This is a genomic window from Pontibacillus sp. ALD_SL1 (genome assembly GCF_017355605.1).
This window is the reverse complement of the sequence record NZ_CP062974.1, coordinates 1,801,735-1,819,988: the sequence shown is the minus strand read 5'-3', so window position 1 is coordinate 1,819,988 and position 18,254 is coordinate 1,801,735. Positions and strand designations below refer to the sequence as shown.

The window sequence follows — 18,254 nt, the reverse complement described above, 5'->3', positions numbered from 1 at the left end:
GAGTTTTCATATGAGTTATGTTTTGTTTGCAATCATTGCCTATATAGTTGGTTCTATTCCCTCAGGTCTAATCGTAGGCAAGCTGGGGTATAACATTGACATCCGAGAACACGGGAGCGGAAACTTAGGTGGTACAAACACCTTCCGCGTGCTTGGCAAGAAAGCAGGACTCATTGTCACCATCTCAGATATACTAAAAGGGACCATTGCAGCACGCATTCCATGGATGTTCGATGCTGATGTTAACATTTTAATCATTGGTATTTTCGCTGTAATTGGTCATATGTACCCTATTTTTGCTAAGTTTAAAGGCGGAAAAGCCGTTGCCACATCCGGTGGCGTCATTTTAGCAGTAGAACCACTCCTTTTTGGAGTAATGTTACTAACATTCTTTATCATGTTGAAGATCAGTAAATATGTTTCATTATCTTCAATCGTTACAGGAATTGTTACTGTTATTATGTCAATTATCCTTGGCCACATTGGACTTATCATTGTTACAAGTATATTAACCGCGTTTGTCATCTATCGACATAGATCGAATATTAAGCGAATTATGGATAAAACAGAACCTAAAATTAAATGGATGTAAAGAAAAATATTATTAAATGTTTAAAAGACGCCTAAGTAGGCGTCTTTTTTTCTTTATCTATAATGTTCGGAGTTGCTACTAAGTAAGAATATTAAACATGTTTTCGTTTTCCATACTCATAACAAATTGAAGTCTTTTGATCATAGAGTCTCTTACGAAATATGTGTTTAGTATTCGATTAATTAAACAACCTGGGTAAGGTAATTCAATAAGGGTTTTCCAACACTTTTTTGTTCGGAGTTGCTACTAAGTATGTTGTTGAAGTTTCGTTTGAAGGGGTGTGTAGTTGTAAAACGATAAAACGGGCGCTCCCTTTTAGGAAGCGCCCGTTTTATCGTTTAGTAGCCAAATGCCCAATCTACATCACTTGTAAACTGGACAGGAAACACTTGTTCAATATTACCTGTCTTCTTGCATGCTTTCTCATATCCACCTTGCGCTTTCCAGTCGTCAAAGGTTTCTTTATTTATATCCTCAAGTACAATGACTTTTTCGTTTTGTGTTTGTAATACAGCAGTGCCTTTCATAGATGCCACCTTCTTTCAATCGAATCTCATTGCGAATCTATTTTATGTAATTTTATTCAGATTGCCAACAGGTGAGATCATATTTTAAATTTTTAGATTTCAGAAAACGCATTCCTTATTTCCCATCCCCGCCCCTTTTGTAGTAAAATAGAACTCATATGTGAAGAGTATAATTTAGAACGTTTCAAAGATGATAGTAAACACATTTGATGAGTATAAAAATTGAACTTATGAATTTGTTTCTTGTATACTTTGAATAGCTTATTATGAAGCTGAAAGGAGTCACTGCTATGAACCAGACCAACATTAACACACAAAAACAGCTACCTTCTAAAGAAGAACGTCATAAATTATTTGGTTCTGTGGACCCGGGTCCACGCACAAAACCCATAGAGAAAAATGAAATGGCAGACCTACAAAATTCACGTGAAGATTTTTTATTTGATCTTGATGCCGTGGGGATCTCTAATGTTAAGCATCCAATCCGAATATATAGTTCAAAAAAACCAGAAATGCAAACCACTATCGGGACGTTCCGCTTTGCATCAAGCATTGGAAAAGGAAGCAAAGGAACGAACATGAGTCGTTTTACAGAACAGCTTGATCGCTATCATAATGACGGCTTCGCTGTTGATATCACAACTCTAAAAAAATTCACAAAAGAATTAGCTGACCGCTTAAAACAAGAAGATGCAGAAGTGGAGGTCAGTTACCCATGGTTTTTCGAAAGAAGAGGTCCATTCTCTGATTTAGCGGGTATGAATCATGCAGATGCCACCATGAAAGTATCTTATCACCAGCAAACTGGATATGATGTGGAAGTTTCTTTAACAGGAAAAATTACAACACTCTGTCCTTGTTCTAAAGAGATTAGCGAATATTCCGCACACAACCAACGCGGAAATGTAACAATGTCCGTTCGTTTAACTGAAGATTTTGATGAAAATGAAATGGACTGGAAAGAAGCGTTATTAGAAGCTGCTGAATCAAACGCATCAGCTCGCATCCATCCTGTACTTAAGCGCCCAGATGAAAAAGCAGTTACGGAACAAGCTTATGAAAACCCACGCTTCGTCGAAGACATTGTTCGATTAGTTGCTGCTGACCTCTATGAACTTTCCTATGTAGAACGTTTTTACGTTGCATGCCGTAATGAAGAGTCAATCCATCTTCACGATGCCATTGCAGAAGTTACGTATGATAAGACGGAAGAATAGCTTTATAAGGATGAATGTAGTATGAAAACCCTTTTTCTATGGATCATTCGCTTTTATCAAAAAGCCATTTCCCCATTAAAACCAGCTCCTACATGCCGCTTTTATCCTACTTGTTCACAATACGGCATTGAAGCTATTACAAGATTTGGAGCCCTTAAGGGTGGATGGTTAACCATCAAGCGAATTGTTAAATGCCAGCCTTTTCATCCCGGTGGTTTTGATTATGTACCAGAAAAAAAACACAAAAAATAGACAAGTGTCCCTGGACACTTGTCTATTTTTTTCTCATCTTCAACTTTTCGCTATTAGGGGATTAAGTGAAAGGATCTATACCCTTACCTAAACCGCTTCACGTATCCAAATATCCCTATTGTTAATAAGACCACACTCATTCCAACCAGGTTTAGTAGTGAGGGGCTAGTATAAATGAGGGAATGATCATAGAGTACTACACCTTTAAGGGCATTCATCGCATGGTAAATTGGAGTGATATTAGCCAGTGCTAAAAGAATATCGTTTTGAACGATTTCTATAGGCCAGTACGCTCCTCCAAGCATTGCGAAACTAACAGCAACTACAGGTGTAATCGCGCTTAGTTGTTGCATCGTATCAGAGAAGCTGCATAGAAGCATTCCATAAGCCATTGTAGCAAAGACATATAACGCGAGTATTACCCCAATGCTTACTACCCGTCCCCCCCAATCTATACCAAACACATATTGCCCAATTATGATCAGTAGAAATACCTGAATAAAACCAATCAGAAAACTATAAAGGAAATTCGCACTATATAGTTGTAAAGAGCTGATTGGTGAAAGCCTTAAACGAGTCATAATTCCTTTTTGGCGATCTTCAATCATCTCTCCTAAGGAAAAAATAATGGTGTACATGGTAAAAAATAAGGTAAATCCAACCAAGGCTTGAAAAGTGGCATTATAGACGACTTCTTCTTCTTGATTAATTGCATTTTTGTTCACTTGAAAAAACTTAGAATCTTCAAGTTGGCTATTTACATAATCTTGCACTTGTTCTTCATATATATCTGCATCAGGTATAGTAGATAAAATATTTTCAGTTATCCTCTTTTCATTTGAAAAGTGTAAGGAAACTTCCCGAACAGCTTGTTCAATCACTTGTATATTCGAGGTGTCAACTGTACGATAAATGGTAATTGAGATATCTTGCGAAGATTCTTTAAAACTATCTTTAGCTACAACGACAATAGCATCATACACACCTTCAGATAGATCTTCTTCAAGATCATTCCTATTTATTTCACTAATCATGAGACGATCTTGATTGCTAAGTTTATTGAGCCATTCCTGTGTGTCCTCATGTTCGTCTTCTGTTACAACACCAACAGAATAAGCACTACCACTCCCTGACATAGAGAAGAAAAAAGTAAAGACGATTGGAAGAATGAACATTGTAATAAGAATTGCTTTTTGTTTTCGGAGTGATTTCAACCTTGCCCATAGTAATGCTTTCATGAGAACACCTCCTTATTGCGACGAATGAAGAACAAAGCCACAAGTAAGAAAATGATGGCATTGACAAACAGAGCAATAAGAGAACCTTGTAGACTTTCTAAACCATAACCTTGCATGATTTTTAAGAATCCATCTAATGCAGCACCGTTTAAAATGGTCTCCCCCACAAATCGGACACTCTCAGGCATTATAGATAATTGAATAAAACTACCTCCGAACATTGCCATAAAAGGTATCACAACGCTTTGAAATAAATCAGTTAATCGGCTCTCCTTATAAGTTAATGTAAGCACGCTAAATGCTACTGCTAAACACCCAACGGTAATAGAAGCAGAAATCATCAAGACTAATAATGGAAGAATTGAACCTAATGTAATGCCAAATAATAATTTTGATACCCCAAATAAAATGATGAATTGGACAAATACAACCAGACTAGTTGATAATAATTTTCCCACCAGAACAATAAATGGTGATACTCCCATTACCTGAAGTCTGCTAAAGGTGTTTGTACGAATCTCGTCCTTACTATAAATCGCACTATAAGTCGCTACATACAGCATAAACATAACCGCCATACCTACAGTGTAATATTGAATACCTGTAACAGCCTTTAATCCTTTCACTGAATCCCGTGTTAGTGAAATCGTATTATTACCCTTTTCTCCATTGTTAAACAATCCTTGCATCTTGGTTGCCATTACTGTAAGAGTGAGATCTTCCTTAGGTAAAAAATGCATCACTCCTTCTTTTTGTATAACGAGAGATGTTAGTAGATTTGTATAGCTCTCAACAATGCTCGCTACGATATCACTCTGTAAAGCTTGGTCCGGATTTTGCCACACATCTATTGTTATGTCCCTTTCTTTGGAGAACAACAAAGCATCAACTACATCCTGATTAAATGTTGAGGGAAAGGAGATCACAGAATTCAACTCACCTGAATCTATTAAACGCTTCCCACTTTCCATTGAGTCAAGCTCTTTTACTTCAATCAGCGTACTCAATTCTTCCCCCTTTAAAATGTCATCTTTAAATAAAGCCACAAAGTCGTTAGGAGCACTTGAAAGGTTTGAAACTTCTTTAGCTCGCTCACCCTCTCCTTCAACGTTCCAACTAGCCGGTGAGCTCTGATCAATTACTCCAATAGGAATATTCTCAATTTCTTCTGACCCATTCATCATTTTTCCTATTGAAAGCCCTAATAGAACCGTTAATAGAGCAGGCATTAAAATAACAATTATAAGAGCTTTCCTGTCTTTCACCATTCGCTTCCAATCTTTATGTACATGCGTCCACATTTCCATCCTCCTATTGATCCCTTAGCGTTCGACCTGTAAGGTGAAGGAATACATCTTCTAATCGAGGCTGTTTGACTTGTAAATGAAAGATATGTACACCGTGTTGTTTAGCTACTTGGAATAACTCTGGCAAAAGATCCGCATTCTGTTCGATTGATATTACATAAGCATCCTCAAGATACTCAACAAGGTGTACGCCATTTAAAAGCAGAATTGCTTCCTCAAATTGTGCGTCTCTGGCTTCTACCTTCATCTCTAAATGATCTTGATGTTGAATAAGGTGAATCAACTCTTTTTTGGTCCCTTGAGCAATGATCTTACCGTGGTCCATAATAATAATACGATCACAAATGGCTTCAACCTCTTCCATATAGTGAGTGGTATATAAAACGGTCATCCCTTCACTATTGAGCTGTTTAACCATGTCTAAAATGTGATTTCTTGACTGTGGATCTATTCCCACAGTAGGCTCATCCATAATTAGAAAATCTGGCTCATGAATAAGAGCACACGCAATATTTAGTCGTCTTTTCATCCCGCCTGAAAATTCACTCACCTTAGACTTGGCCCGGTCTAGAAGTCCAACTCGTTCTAGGGCACGGTTAATTTTATCTTTCCTTTCTTTTCTTTTGATGTTGTATACTTTGGCAAAAAATTGTAGATTCTCAAGAGCAGTAAACTCTGGGTAGAGAGCGATTTCCTGAGGGACAAACCCTAACTTAGGCCTGATCCAATTAGGAATAGCAATAACAGACTTCCCTTCATAAATAATATCGCCGCTTGTTGGTTTCAGAAGAGATGCAATCATCGAGATGGTTGTAGATTTTCCGGCTCCATTTGGCCCAAGAAGTCCAAGAATCTCTCCTTTTCCTATATGAAAATTGATATCGTTTACAACTGGTTGACTTTTATATTCTTTCCTTATTTGATTAACTTCGATTAAATTCATGTCTACACCTCATTTCCTCCCTGATAAAAAACCATTCCTAGTACCGTTTATTTGAATCCCACACCTTATTGTATTACGATGGATACCAAGCCAATACCTGCAAGGAGTTGAAAAAATGATATTAAAAGTACAAGAAGAAGCAGCACAATGGTACAAGAACGAATTAGAACTAGAAGATAACGATTCCTTACGCTTTTTTGTTCGATACGGTGGTGTAGGAGGTCTTCAGCCCGGTATGTCTCTTGGTGTTCGACCAGATCATCCTGCGGAACCTTTTGCTGAGGACCAAAAACAAGGGATACGCTTTTACGTAGAACAAGAAGACGCTTGGTATTTTGACAATTACAACGTAACGGTCAAATATGACCCTGATACACAAGAACCCGATTTCGATTACTACGAATCTGAAAGTGAATGATACAAAAAAGGTGCCATGATGGACGTCCATCATGGCACCTTTTTAAGAATTTGACCCTTTTACTATTTGTTAATGATTTATTAAAGTCTTATTTAAAAGCTCCCTAAGCAGCAAAGAAAGTTCTTTCTAAGACCTATAAGTTGAACCTTTCAATATGGTCGTGAAGGCCTTCTTGATGGAGAATCTTTTTTTGTGTGTCTCCCATTAAATCAAAATGAGGGAAACGGGGGTCGTTATGAATCCAATGTGACTTCAAATTATATTGTTTTCCCCATGCTGCTAATTTATGAAGGTCAATGCATCCCACCTTTGTAACTGCCTTAACATCTGGGAAACGATCATCTACCCAAAAGTGGGTTAGAAACGCAATCTCACCTGAATTCACGCGCCGCTTCCATTCGTTTACCTCTTCACGCTTTAATCCGAAAGCCACGTCAAGATTCTCCTTTAGCATTCATGTAAGCTTCATGCCATTCAGGAAACACTCGTCGGATGGAAACAGGTTTGAAGCTCTCCTTCTTCACACAAACGTGCTTAGTCGCACCAGTCACGGCAACTTCTCCATTTGGTGTTTGAATTTCATACCCATAGGTGACTCTTATGCCATCATAATATTCTAACCATGTATTCACTATTGCAGTTTGTCCGTAACGAAGAGGGGTTTTAAACTGAATATTCGCATCTACTACAGGAGAAACAACTCCACTACTTTCCATTTCGTGGTATTGAAATCCTAACGCTTCTATAAAAGCTGTTCGTCCAAGTTCAAACCATACAAGATAATTCGCATGATAAACGACTCCCATCTGGTCTGTTTCCTGATATCGTACTTTTACTTCAGTTGTCGTGATCATCATACTTCTCTCCCTTTCACAGCACTCCAGGCTAGCTCTAGGTCTTCTCTTGATAAGATATCGTATTGAGCTTCACCCTCTTGTTCATCAATTCTGAGAGCTTGATATTGAATCGCTTCATCAATTAGGTTTTTAACATACCGACCATTACCATCAATTACGTTGGTTGTGTAAACATCCTCTAAATAAATTACACCATCTTCTTCCAACTCATACTGATACAAGCTTGCCTGATATTTTGTCATTTCTACAAGTTCTTTTGCATCATAGTCCGGGAAGTGAAGAAACTTTTTGAATCTTGAAGATAATCCAGGGTTACTTTGAATTAGTGATCGCATTTCATTCTTATAACCGGCTAAAATGACTACTAAATTTTCATTGTGCTTTGTCATTTCGTCAACAAGCGTGTCAACTGCCTCTTTCCCAAAATCATTTGACCCAGACTGGAAAAGTGAATACGCTTCATCAATAAAAAGCACGCCACCAAGCGCTTCTCGAATTTTCTTCTTTGTCTTAATTGATGTCTGCCCCACATACCCAGCAACAAGGTCACTTCTTGAAGCTACGATTACATGCCCCCTTTTTAGGAGTCCGCATTCTTTTAAGATGTCAGCATAAATGTGGGCAACGGTTGTTTTTCCTGTCCCTGGATTTCCTGAAAAAACAGCATGTAATTGAATAGGCACAGATGGAAGACCTTTTTCTTCTCGTTTTCCTTGCAACCTAACAAAGGAAGAAAGCTTTTTCACTTCATCTTTAACAGGCTTCAAACCGATTAATTGGTCTAACCGCTCCATAGGGGATTCTGAGTCATCTTGACGATCCATCGTTGAAGCAAAATCTTTTTCCTCTATTCGCATCAAATCGAGCTTAGATTCATGATGAACATGATCTGATTCACTTGCCCCTTTTTGAAAAATCGTTTGAAGAACTATATTCCGAACAGCACGTGCATTGCCAAATGTATCATCTACTTGCTGTTTATCAATGGAACGCTCAAGATTTTGTATAGCTTTTTCGGTAAAGAAATAATCATTTTCAAGAGCTGTTTGTTCACCAATTTCTATTAATTCAGGGATTGAATAATTGGGAAGATGAACATGGTTATGTTCAGGGAATCGACTTCTCAGGCCTGGATTCCCCCATAAAAACTGTCGCATCTCATCAGGATAACCCGCCAAAATAACTGCAAATTTATCCCCGTATTCCTTACTGGTCATAGCTGATACGAGCGTATCAATTACAGCTTGCCCATAATCATTACCCGTCTGACCTTCCCTTTGCAAACTATAGGCCTCATCTATAAAAAGGATTCCCCCAATAGCTTGCTGTACGTAGTTCATCGTATTCTCTTCCGTTTGCCCCACGTATGAGCCAACTAAATGAGAACGATTGACTTCAATTACTTCTCTCGTATCAAGTAAACCAAGCTCATAATAAATATTGGCTAGTAACCTAGCAATTGTGGTTTTGCCCGTACCAGGATTACCTGTAATGATCATATGCAGTTCTGGTTCATCGACCATCTGAAAACCAATATCTTTACGATATTGCTGATATTTTAAATAGTGGTAATAGCGATGGATATACCCTTTTACTTCTGATAGTCCTACCATCTCATCTAACTGTTTCAAGGGATCTTTCCCAAGTTGTTGGTCGACACTTCCAGGTAATAATCCTTCAAGCTCTACGGATAACTGGTCCAACTCTCTTAATAAGTGGTTAATGCGCACCGTAGAAACGTGGTTAAATCCGTTCGTTTCATTACGTTTATGAGGTTCTGTCTCTTGTATTAACTCATCAAATAACCGTTGGCCTTTATCAAATAAAGTTTGGAAGGGAGTTACTTCACTATCTTTTGAATAGCCAAATTGATACCAATTTTCTTCTAATGGTTCTACTATTTCTAAGATCTGTTGTAACTTCTTGCGCTTAACAGATTGGTGATCTGTTTCATGTATTGCCAAATTTTTATAAGTTTGACCTTTAAGCATTTGAAGATGAGTCTGAACGTTAATTAATTCTTGAAGTTCAGCCACAACAGAATCGTTTTCAGCTAACTTCTTTGCTTTAGAGATAAATTCTTCTGCTATCTGGTCACGATTGCTATCGTTGCGATTTAATCGATAATAAGCAATCAGACTATATAATCGACTAACAAGTAAAGCATCTATGTGAATAGTTCCTTGCTCATAATCATTTATATGTCGTAACGCTTCCGTTTCATTTAGCGGAGGATGAGCGCTTAATGTAGTCCAGGTTTGTATGTTTTTAAGTTGTTCCGTATTAATCGTCATGTCATCATCCTTACTATACTTAATCCATTAACATATTGTATCATAAGTAAGCCTTTCACGTTGATGATGATGTTTTGTGTAACTTATCTTTACGTTTTATAACCTCGAACGAAGTCCTAAGTAAAATATGAGTCACAAGGCTAAAGACAAAAGAGTGCTCACTAAAGTGAACACTCTTTCCCTTGTTTTACTTATCTTTATTGTGTTTTGCTTCATCTTTTATTTCGTTGCGGAACGATGCTATTGACTCTTCACGGCGCTTGTTTTTATCCATGATTTTTTGCTTTTCTTCCTCTGAAGAAAACTGCATCGTTTCATGAGCAGCCTCAAGGTTGTGAATCGTATTCTGCACCATTTCCTGTAGCTTTTCTACATTATCACTACGGTCATCAGGATTCGCATATCGTTGGTTATCTTTACCCATATTGCTTCCCCCCTCTATTTTTTTCCTTTAGTTTGAATAACTTTCGGTTTATGTGCATTTTGCATTTGCATTTGTTTACCTTTATTGCTTCCCGCTTCTCGAGGTTGAGTCCCCGGATGGCTAGGAGCAAAATGTTTAGAATCCTTTTTTGGATTTCCCATAATGTAGCCACATCCTTTCTCTTGGTTACATCGTTTAGTGTACGCGCTCTAATAAAATCTATACAAAAACAGATAGCCATAAAGACTATCTGTTTAATGTATCATTCATTCGTTTTTCAATTCTTTCTTCAATCTGATTCATTAATTGTTCATCTTCTATAATTTTTCGTCTATTTTCCTGTATTAGTTCTTCAAAAGATGGTTTTTTCTTTCGTGGCACGATCCCTTCACTCCTTTAGGTTAGTAATATCAGGATCGGCTGAATTGTCAGAAAATATACCCACCTTAGTCTAATTTATTCTTCATTTTCTTCATAAAGTCGTAATCCATCGCTCCAATATACGCCTTACTCTGTATTTTTCCATCTGTCCCTATAAAATAAGTGGTTGGATAGCCAGGGATACGGTATTGATCTGCAGCATTTCGTTCACGGTCTAAATAAATGGGAAACGTAAAGCCTTCATTATGAACGTAAGAGGTAACATCCTTCACACTTTTCTCAGTTGAAGTAACATTTACAGCCATAATCTCTACCTCTTCTCCATATTCTTCATAAAACCTTTGCATCTCAGGCATTTCTACACGACAAGGTGGACACCATGTCGCCCAGAAATTTAAAAATACTTTTTTACCTTTTAAGTCCGAAAGTTTCACTTCTTTTCCCTCGAAAGTCGTTACTGTAAAATTCGGCGCATACTCCCCTATTTTTAATCCTTCAGGACCATTTGGGGTTTGCATGGCTGTCCCGTTCTTATTATCCAATGTGACAGCTTCTCCTCCTGTCTCATCTTTTTGCAATACATTTATTATAGCGAATCCAAACAACACAAGTATTACAACTGCGCCAAATATTCGTTTTATCATATGGCTTCACGTCCTTTATTTATCGCATAATCTACATAAGATATTCCTATAATCATTGCAAACGAAAACCAAACAGCTAAATCCCCTAAACGTATAGTCGTAAAGAATACTCTGTAAGAAACCCAGCCCAAAAGGGCCAATTGGGTATAATAAACGATGATTCTATAATGATACATGTTCTTTACAAAAAAGTAAGATAACGCAAGAACTACTAAATATCCATACAACCACAAAGGGGTATTATAAACTGTAAACCCTAACGTAAAAGCTATTTGTGTAGTTCCTAGCCATAGTAATTGAGCTGACATCCATAAATTGATGGAATAGATAAGTGAAAAGCCTGCTTTATGTATAGATCTTATATAAACAATAAATGAAATAATAATCCCTGAAACGAGTCCAAGAGTCCCACCATTTAAGAAAAGCATTTTCTCTGGTGATTGAATAGCCTTAATGGGGTGATTAATGACATAGCTAAACTTCCAGATGACCGCTATTAGTAATAGAGATTGAATCCACTCCAAAGCAAAGAAACGCCCATGAGAATTCTTATGATATATGTTTATTATTATAATCCAAAGAAATGCTACAACAGCTCCTAAACCCCATATTAAGTATGTACTTTGAATAAAGATTGGACCGATTGTTAGTGAAGGAAATCCCATACTTCAACTCCTACTAAAACATAGTACTTTATATACTATAGTGGATTCAATTTTGTGTAAAGCTTATACCCCCCAATGTAACTAAATTGTCAAATCGTTCCTTAAAATTGCATGATTTATCTTCAAAATGGACAAACTAAATAATACCAATTTCTAGGTATTCCTTTATAAAACCAATAAATAAAAAGCAGCTGCTAGTACAGCAGCTGCTTTAGAAAAGGTTTTATTTAGATGCCATTTTGTCTCGTAGAACTTTTTGAAGAATACCACCGTTACGGTAGTAATCAATTTCTACAGGACTATCGAAACGAGCTATAACATTAAACTCAGTTTTATTGCCTTTCTCATCTGTTGCAACAACCTTCACTTCATCGTGTGGTTGAACAGATTCGTCAATTTCCACATTAAACGTTTCCTGACCTGTTAAACCTAGCGAATCAGCACTGTCACCTGCTTTAAACTGTAGCGGAAGCACGCCCATCATGACAAGGTTTGAACGGTGAATACGCTCAAAGCTTTCAGCAATAACTGTTTTAATTCCTAATAAGTTGGTACCTTTAGCAGCCCAGTCACGAGAACTTCCCATACCATAGTCTTTACCAGCTACGACGATTAGTGGTGTACCATCTTGTTGGTACTTCATAGCAGCATCGTAAATTGGCATTACATCACCAGTAGGCCAGTAAGTTGTATAGCCGCCTTCAGTTCCTGGAGCTAATTGGTTACGAATGCGAATATTAGCAAACGTACCACGCATCATAACTTCATGATTTCCTCGACGAGAACCATAAGAGTTAAAGTTTCGTGGAGAAACACCTTTGTCCTGAAGATATTGACCTGCTGGCATATCTTTAGCAATCGCTCCTGCTGGAGAAATGTGGTCGGTTGTAACTGAATCGCCGAACTTACCAACCATTCGTAAATTATTAAGGCTCTTCACAGATTCAAGATCTTTTGAAAGCCCTTCGAAGAATGGAGGGTTTTGAATATAAGTAGAATTCTCGTCCCAATCATACAAAGGCTCATCTGTTGTATCAATTTGATTCCATTTTTCGTTTGAATCAAATACATTTTCGTATTCTTTACGGAAGATTTCAGGGTTAACATTTTTATCAATCTCTGCTTTGATCTCATCAATAGATGGCCAGATATCATCAAAGTAAACTGGCTTTCCATCCTTATCTGTGCCGACTGGATCATTCTTAAGGTCAACATCAACTGTACCTGCTAATGCATACGCTACAACAAGTGGAGGTGAAGCCAAATAGTTTGCTTTCACTAATGGATGTATACGCCCTTCAAAGTTACGGTTACCAGAAAGAACAGAAGATACAGTTAAATCATTTTGAGCAATTGCTTCCTCAATTTCTTCTGCAAGTGGTCCTGAGTTACCGATACATGTTGTACAGCCATATCCCACAAGGTTAAATCCAAGATGCTGCAGGTACTCCATTAGGCCGGAGTCTTCTAAATATCTTGTTACAACTTTAGAGCCTGGCGCAAGAGAGGTCTTAACGTATTCAGGTACTTCTAAGCCTTTCTCAACAGCTTTCTTAGCTACGAGTCCAGCACCCAACATAACGTGTGGGTTTGAAGTATTTGTACAAGACGTAATGGCTGCAATAGCTACAGAGCCTGTTTTCATAGTAGAAGATTTACCATTTGGATGTTCGATGGTCACTTCTTTTTCTTTTTCTTTCTCTGTTAGACCGAAGCCTTGATTCCCTTCAGGCGCTGTTAATGCATGATTAAATGATTTTTTCATTTCAGATAAAGGAATTAAATCTTGTGGACGCTTAGGTCCAGATAAGTTTGGCTCAAGTTCAGTTAAATCGATCTCAACAAGTTCCGTAAATTCTGGATCAGCGAATTCTGGAGAGTAGAACAAGTCATTTTCTTTGCAATACTGTTCTACAATCTTGATCTGTTCTTCACTACGTCCAGTTAAGCGTAAGTATTCAAGAGATTCTTCATCTACTGGGAAGAAGCCACAAGTCGCACCATATTCAGGCGCCATATTAGAAATCGTTGCACGATCAGCGAGCGGCATATCTTTTAATCCAGGTCCGAAGAATTCAACAAACTTCCCTACAACATTTTTCTCACGAAGTTTTTGGGTAACTTTTAGTGCTAAGTCAGTTGCAGTGGTTCCTTGAGGGAAACCGCCTGTTAATTTCACTCCAATTACTTCTGGAGCAGGGAAATAGGATGGCTGCCCAAGCATTCCTGCTTCAGCTTCAATACCACCAACACCCCAACCTAATACACCTAAACCATTAATCATCGTTGTGTGTGAGTCAGTACCCACTAATGTGTCAGGATATGTTTCAAATTCACCGTTTTCATTTTCTAAAGCATGTACCACGTTCGCAATGTACTCAAGGTTCACCTGGTGAACAATTCCTGTTGCTGGTGGAACTGCTTCATAGTTATCAAAGGCCTTTTTAGCCCAATTTAGAAATTCATAGCGCTCTTTGTTACGCTCAAATTCTAGTTCCATATTAACTTGAAGGGCATCCTGTGTACCATATTTATCAACTTGTACCGAGTGGTCAATAACCAGGTCTACAGGCACCTCGGGGTTAATTTTGTCGGGACTTCCTCCCATATCAACCATTGCCTTACGTAAAGAAGCAAGGTCTACTACAGCAGGTACACCAGTAAAGTCCTGAAGGATAACGCGAGACGGTTTAAAAGGAACGTCTACGCTTTCAGAATCTTTTTCTCCCCACTTTGCTAATTTTTCTACATGTTCTTTTTGAATCACTTCACCATCATATTGGCGTAGTACAGATTCAAGTAAAACGCGAATGGAATATGGAAGACGAGAAATTTTTCCGTATCCAGCTTCCTCTAGCGCTTTTAATTGGTAATAGTTGTACGTTTTTCCGTTAAGTTCAAATTGCTTGCGCGAATTGTAAGCATCATTTACTGCCATATTCTTTTTACCCCCTCAATGATAATGAAACCTATGAAACGAATACTACGTCTCATTGATCCCCCATTGTTTGACTTCCAATTAAGAATTGAAAGAAAAATTCTGCAACTTTCATTTTAAATGAAAACGATTTATAAGTAAAATATTTCGTCGAATTTTTCCTCATAATAAGAATGGAGGTGAACGAGATGAGCCAAAAACGTAAAGCTAACCATGTAAGACCAGGCATGAATGACGCTTCTGCACAAGGACAAGGTGCTGGGTACAACGAAGAAACACCACAGCATCCACTAAGCGCTGAAGAACGTCAAAATAATAAAAAACGCAAAAAAAATCAGTAAGAAACTAAAGCGTAAGTGCCCGTTTAGCAACGTATAGACTGGACTGAGCCGCAGTGAGATAAAGGAAACACGATGAGCTTTAGCGAATCGATGTTGACTTATCGACCGGAGGGGAAGGAAGTCTACTAGTTGCTGGGCACTGAAGCTGGATGTAACTAAAGCGTAAGTGCCTGCTTAGCAACGTATAGACTGGACTGACCCGCAGTGAGATCAAGGAATCACAATGAGCCATAGGCGAATTGATGATGACTGATCGACCGGAGAGAGAAAGCCTATACGATGCTTTGGCCTTTCCACTCATCACTCATTTCTTACACCATTAAAAAAGTGTCCTCACCCGTAAGGGAAGGACACTTTCTTATTGCTCTAATTCGGACATAATTTGAGTCAACTGATTTTGATACTGTTTAAGCTGCTCATATTGGTGTTCACTGGCTACTTCCAGTGCTTTGTCAATTTGTTGATACGCTTCATTTACTTCTTGGGTTAAGTGCGCTAATTCTTTACCATAATCAGCTTGGTCTACAGATTGAAGCCGTGTTTCGTTTGCATCAATGGCTTGTTCGTAACCTTGTTGCGCTGCTTGAAAGGCTTGTTGTTTATTTTTATGATAAGGCATATTTCCACTCCTTTTGGTGATTTCCTGGTTAGTGTATGTACATTTACTCTTTCCATACCTTCACTTGTATAAAAGTGAATGAAACGTCGAAATCTAATATTGAAAGGAGAGATGATTATGTCTGGTAAACCAAAAGGTCCCAAGCAACAAGATCGTGTTTCATTACCTAAAGGCCCAAAACAACCATACGGGGAACCAACTAGTGGTTCTCATAAAGTGAAAAACCGAAATCACACGCGTCAGAAGAACCACTCATCTCATGATATGTAGCATAAATAAAGGACCAAACCTGTATGGCTTTGGTCCTCCTTTATTTACTCTTTTCGCTTTGTAATTGATTACAAGCTTGATCTAACAAAGTAATATAATAAGCAATTTCTTCTGATGATTCATAAGTTGACAAAATTTCTTTCATCCATACAAAGCAATCTTGTAATAACCTTGTTTCTACGCCTCTGCTAGATAAAACAGAATCCACCCAATCAACATAGTCTAAAAAGATGATATCCATCTTTATTGGCCAAGTAGCCTCTAAGTGCTCCAGATGATAGTAAGTATCTTGTTTAATATGTGCTAATTTTGTTTCATCATAATAAACAAATAGTTCAGGATAATGAATTAAATACCTTTCATAAACACTCTCAACTACTTCATCTTTGATATCTTTTTTAATCACAGTGTATTCCTCCATCATATCTTTTGGCAAACCAGGCGTCAGATGAGGGGCGTTCAATCAATAGCTTAGAACAGTTCCCTATTGAAGAGGTAGAGATATCCGGAATATGCTACCCCTTGGTTCATTGTCCAAAATGTTTAGGCTCCCCTTATGTTTTTCTAAAATTTGATTGGTAATCATCAAGCCAAGCCCTGTACCATTTTTCTTGGTTGTAAAGAATGGTTCTTTAATTTTGTCAATTAAATGAACGGGAATTCCAGGACCTTCATCAACTATGTCCATACAAGCTGTATCATTCCTCTTATAAACATTAATAGTCACTGTTCCACCGCTCTCACTCATTACTTCAATGGCATTTTTAATAATATTAATGAATACTTGTTTAATTTGGGATCGGTCACAGTATACCTTAATTGGCTCGCCTTGTTTTATAGTGAGGTTGACATTATGTAAATGAGCTTGTGTTTCCATCAACTTGCAAACATCTTTCATTAAAGAAAGAACAGACTCTTCTTTAGGGTCGTTTGTCATCGGTTTAGAAATAAATAATAATTCTGATGTAATATTTTCAATTTTGTCGATTTCTTCTCCCATAATTGAATAGTATTCATCTTTTCCCTCGATCCCTGCTTGTAACAATTGCAGAAACCCTTTCAAAGAGGTTAGAGGGTTCCTGATTTCATGTGCAATTCCAGCTGCTAATTGACCTGCTACTGACATCTTCTCTGAACGAATCATCATTTCTTCAGCTTCTTTGCGATCTGAAATATCTCTTAATACAGCGATAAAAACATGAGAATGCGTATTAGGATCGTAAACGACTGAAGAGACAACCTCTACCCACACATAGGTTCCTGAACGATGTTTAACCTGCACTTCAGAGGTCACTAATTCACCAATTTCGTTGCTTCTATGTAATTTAAGTAACCGATGTTTATCTTGAGGGGAAACATAATCCAAACTGTATGTACCTAATAATACATCTTTTGGATAGCCAATTAACCTCTTTGAGGAAGCGGTAACATATTGAATGACCCCTTGCTGGTCACATACACTTATTAGGTCAAACCCATAAGAATCAATCCACCTTTGGAATACAGGTGGAAGATCAGCTAATGACGTATATGAGACCATAGAATCGGTATATTGATGTTCTATGGACGTTTGTTCTGATTTATCCTTCATCCGACCTGCCCTCCTCTTCCTTACAACACATAATAACATTTTATCCCACTAAATTAACAACGTTCAAGAAAACTACTTAAAAAACTTCAAAAAACTAGAAGTTTTTTGTCTGAAAACATCATTTTAACTCATTGCCATTCTATTCTCTTAAACCAGAAACTATTCCTTTCATAAGTTTTAAATGATGGTATAAAGTGGTTGTGTATATTGAATCCTATCATAACCTGTTCTATACTAGAGGTATGTTTATTACAACGGAAAAGGTGATTGGATGAACGCTACCTTCGCTTTATTAATCCTTGGCTGGACCGTCATAATGGTAATCTTATTAGCCATTGGTGGATTCTTTATGTTTCGTAAGTTCTTAAAGCGTTTACCAAAAGAAGACGGGAAATCCATTATTGATTGGGAAGAACATTATATTGACCAAACCCTACATATGTGGGGAGACGAACAAAAACAGTTTTTAGAAGAGCTTGTAACGCCTGTCCCTGAGTTATTTCGAGATGTAGCTAAACAGAAGATTGCAGCTCGCATTGCTGAAGTTGCCCTACAAAAAAAAGCTAATGCAATTACACAAGAGATTATTATTGAAGGGTATATACTGGCCACACCTAAAAGGGATCATAAATTTTTGAAGAAAACGTTACATGAAAAAAATATCGATATTCAACCTTATCAACCACTCTTTGAACAATAGGATAAGATCCTATAAAAAGACCTGCAACAGATTGTT

General features: G+C 37.7%; 23 protein-coding genes. 7 read left to right on the top strand and 16 right to left on the bottom strand.

Annotation, left to right across the window (positions count from 1 at the left end; translation table 11 throughout):
- Nucleotides 1-10: 10 nt before the first annotated feature.
- Entirely contained in the window at nucleotides 11-592 is a 582-nt protein-coding gene (gene plsY, locus IMZ31_RS09160; protein ID WP_207530182.1) for a glycerol-3-phosphate 1-O-acyltransferase PlsY, read from the top strand.
- 338 nt (nucleotides 593-930) lie between these two features.
- On the opposite strand, the gene IMZ31_RS09155 is transcribed toward plsY, so the two are convergent.
- Nucleotides 931-1,119, bottom strand: a complete 189-nt coding sequence (locus tag IMZ31_RS09155) for a hypothetical protein (protein ID WP_207530181.1) — start codon at nucleotides 1,117-1,119, stop codon at nucleotides 931-933.
- A gap of 290 nt (nucleotides 1,120-1,409) precedes the next feature.
- Here IMZ31_RS09155 and folE2 point away from each other — a divergent pair, with 290 nt between their 5' ends.
- Nucleotides 1,410-2,336, top strand: coding sequence for a GTP cyclohydrolase FolE2 (gene folE2 / locus IMZ31_RS09150; protein WP_207530180.1), 927 nt, complete (start codon nucleotides 1,410-1,412; stop codon nucleotides 2,334-2,336).
- Between the two features lie 21 nt (nucleotides 2,337-2,357).
- Complete coding sequence (yidD, locus tag IMZ31_RS09145; protein ID WP_207530179.1) at nucleotides 2,358-2,588, top strand: membrane protein insertion efficiency factor YidD; 231 nt, start codon at nucleotides 2,358-2,360, stop codon at nucleotides 2,586-2,588.
- 83 nt (nucleotides 2,589-2,671) lie between these two features.
- Here yidD and IMZ31_RS09140 read toward each other — a convergent pair whose 3' ends face one another.
- From IMZ31_RS09140 to IMZ31_RS09130, 3 genes are read right to left on the bottom strand one after another with little or no spacing between them, the layout of a single operon-like run.
- Nucleotides 2,672-3,826 (bottom strand): ABC transporter permease, encoded by a 1,155-nt coding sequence (locus IMZ31_RS09140; protein ID WP_207530178.1) that lies wholly within the window; start codon nucleotides 3,824-3,826, stop codon nucleotides 2,672-2,674.
- The gene (locus IMZ31_RS09135; RefSeq protein ID WP_207530177.1) at nucleotides 3,823-5,127 is read right to left on the bottom strand and encodes an ABC transporter permease; all 1,305 of its coding nucleotides are present in this window, start codon (nucleotides 5,125-5,127) and stop codon (nucleotides 3,823-3,825) included. Before IMZ31_RS09135 ends, IMZ31_RS09140 begins: the two co-directional genes overlap by 4 nt.
- 10 nt (nucleotides 5,128-5,137) lie before the next feature.
- Nucleotides 5,138-6,076 (bottom strand): ABC transporter ATP-binding protein, encoded by a 939-nt coding sequence (locus IMZ31_RS09130; protein WP_207530176.1) that lies wholly within the window; start codon nucleotides 6,074-6,076, stop codon nucleotides 5,138-5,140.
- A gap of 115 nt (nucleotides 6,077-6,191) precedes the next feature.
- Here IMZ31_RS09130 and IMZ31_RS09125 point away from each other — a divergent pair, with 115 nt between their 5' ends.
- Nucleotides 6,192-6,494: a HesB/YadR/YfhF family protein gene (locus IMZ31_RS09125; protein ID WP_207530175.1), complete on the top strand. Its 303-nt coding sequence runs from the start codon at nucleotides 6,192-6,194 to the stop codon at nucleotides 6,492-6,494.
- A gap of 133 nt (nucleotides 6,495-6,627) precedes the next feature.
- On the opposite strand, the gene IMZ31_RS09120 is transcribed toward IMZ31_RS09125, so the two are convergent.
- The 9 genes from IMZ31_RS09120 to acnA form a co-directional block, all read right to left on the bottom strand.
- The gene (locus IMZ31_RS09120; protein WP_207530174.1) at nucleotides 6,628-6,927 is read right to left on the bottom strand and encodes a hypothetical protein; all 300 of its coding nucleotides are present in this window, start codon (nucleotides 6,925-6,927) and stop codon (nucleotides 6,628-6,630) included.
- 1 nt (nucleotide 6,928) lies between these two features.
- Nucleotides 6,929-7,351, bottom strand: a complete 423-nt coding sequence (locus IMZ31_RS09115; protein WP_207530173.1) for an acyl-CoA thioesterase — start codon at nucleotides 7,349-7,351, stop codon at nucleotides 6,929-6,931.
- Nucleotides 7,348-9,645, bottom strand: a complete 2,298-nt coding sequence (locus IMZ31_RS09110; protein ID WP_207530172.1) for an AAA family ATPase — start codon at nucleotides 9,643-9,645, stop codon at nucleotides 7,348-7,350. The genes IMZ31_RS09115 and IMZ31_RS09110 overlap by 4 nt, the downstream gene beginning before the upstream one ends.
- Before the next feature lie 187 nt (nucleotides 9,646-9,832).
- Nucleotides 9,833-10,069, bottom strand: a complete 237-nt coding sequence (gene tlp / locus IMZ31_RS09105) for a small acid-soluble spore protein Tlp (protein ID WP_207530171.1) — start codon at nucleotides 10,067-10,069, stop codon at nucleotides 9,833-9,835.
- A gap of 14 nt (nucleotides 10,070-10,083) precedes the next feature.
- Entirely contained in the window at nucleotides 10,084-10,230 is a 147-nt protein-coding gene (locus tag IMZ31_RS09100) for an acid-soluble spore protein N (RefSeq protein WP_188649972.1), read from the bottom strand.
- 85 nt (nucleotides 10,231-10,315) lie between these two features.
- Complete coding sequence (locus IMZ31_RS09095) at nucleotides 10,316-10,450, bottom strand: FbpB family small basic protein (protein WP_242705686.1); 135 nt, start codon at nucleotides 10,448-10,450, stop codon at nucleotides 10,316-10,318.
- A gap of 65 nt (nucleotides 10,451-10,515) precedes the next feature.
- Nucleotides 10,516-11,094: a TlpA family protein disulfide reductase gene (locus IMZ31_RS09090; protein WP_207530170.1), complete on the bottom strand. Its 579-nt coding sequence runs from the start codon at nucleotides 11,092-11,094 to the stop codon at nucleotides 10,516-10,518.
- On the bottom strand, nucleotides 11,091-11,759 hold the full coding sequence (locus tag IMZ31_RS09085) for a hypothetical protein (RefSeq protein WP_207530169.1): 669 nt from the start codon (nucleotides 11,757-11,759) through the stop codon (nucleotides 11,091-11,093). The genes IMZ31_RS09090 and IMZ31_RS09085 overlap by 4 nt, the downstream gene beginning before the upstream one ends.
- Nucleotides 11,760-11,982: 223 nt before the next feature.
- Nucleotides 11,983-14,697 carry an aconitate hydratase AcnA gene (gene acnA / locus IMZ31_RS09080; protein WP_207530168.1) on the bottom strand — a complete coding sequence of 905 codons (2,715 nt, stop codon included), beginning with the start codon at nucleotides 14,695-14,697 and terminating at the stop codon, nucleotides 11,983-11,985.
- A 188-nt stretch (nucleotides 14,698-14,885) separates the two neighbouring features.
- Here acnA and sspO point away from each other — a divergent pair, with 188 nt between their 5' ends.
- Nucleotides 14,886-15,038, top strand: a complete 153-nt coding sequence (gene sspO, locus IMZ31_RS09075; RefSeq protein ID WP_036778946.1) for a small acid-soluble spore protein SspO — start codon at nucleotides 14,886-14,888, stop codon at nucleotides 15,036-15,038.
- Between the two features lie 358 nt (nucleotides 15,039-15,396).
- Here sspO and IMZ31_RS09070 read toward each other — a convergent pair whose 3' ends face one another.
- On the bottom strand, nucleotides 15,397-15,657 hold the full coding sequence (locus IMZ31_RS09070; RefSeq protein ID WP_036778944.1) for a hypothetical protein: 261 nt from the start codon (nucleotides 15,655-15,657) through the stop codon (nucleotides 15,397-15,399).
- 117 nt (nucleotides 15,658-15,774) lie between these two features.
- On the opposite strand from IMZ31_RS09070, the gene IMZ31_RS09065 reads away from it, so the two are divergent.
- Entirely contained in the window at nucleotides 15,775-15,927 is a 153-nt protein-coding gene (locus IMZ31_RS09065; protein WP_036778942.1) for a small acid-soluble spore protein P, read from the top strand.
- A gap of 40 nt (nucleotides 15,928-15,967) precedes the next feature.
- Here the strand turns inward: IMZ31_RS09065 and IMZ31_RS09060 are convergent, their stop codons facing one another.
- Together IMZ31_RS09060 and IMZ31_RS09055 are read right to left on the bottom strand one after the other, a co-directional pair.
- Nucleotides 15,968-16,333 (bottom strand): hypothetical protein, encoded by a 366-nt coding sequence (locus IMZ31_RS09060; RefSeq protein ID WP_207530167.1) that lies wholly within the window; start codon nucleotides 16,331-16,333, stop codon nucleotides 15,968-15,970.
- 78 nt (nucleotides 16,334-16,411) lie between these two features.
- Nucleotides 16,412-17,518 (bottom strand): ATP-binding protein, encoded by a 1,107-nt coding sequence (locus IMZ31_RS09055; protein WP_242705685.1) that lies wholly within the window; start codon nucleotides 17,516-17,518, stop codon nucleotides 16,412-16,414.
- Between the two features lie 271 nt (nucleotides 17,519-17,789).
- On the opposite strand from IMZ31_RS09055, the gene IMZ31_RS09050 reads away from it, so the two are divergent.
- On the top strand, nucleotides 17,790-18,218 hold the full coding sequence (locus IMZ31_RS09050) for a DUF2621 domain-containing protein (protein WP_207530166.1): 429 nt from the start codon (nucleotides 17,790-17,792) through the stop codon (nucleotides 18,216-18,218).
- Nucleotides 18,219-18,254: the final 36 nt, after the last annotated feature.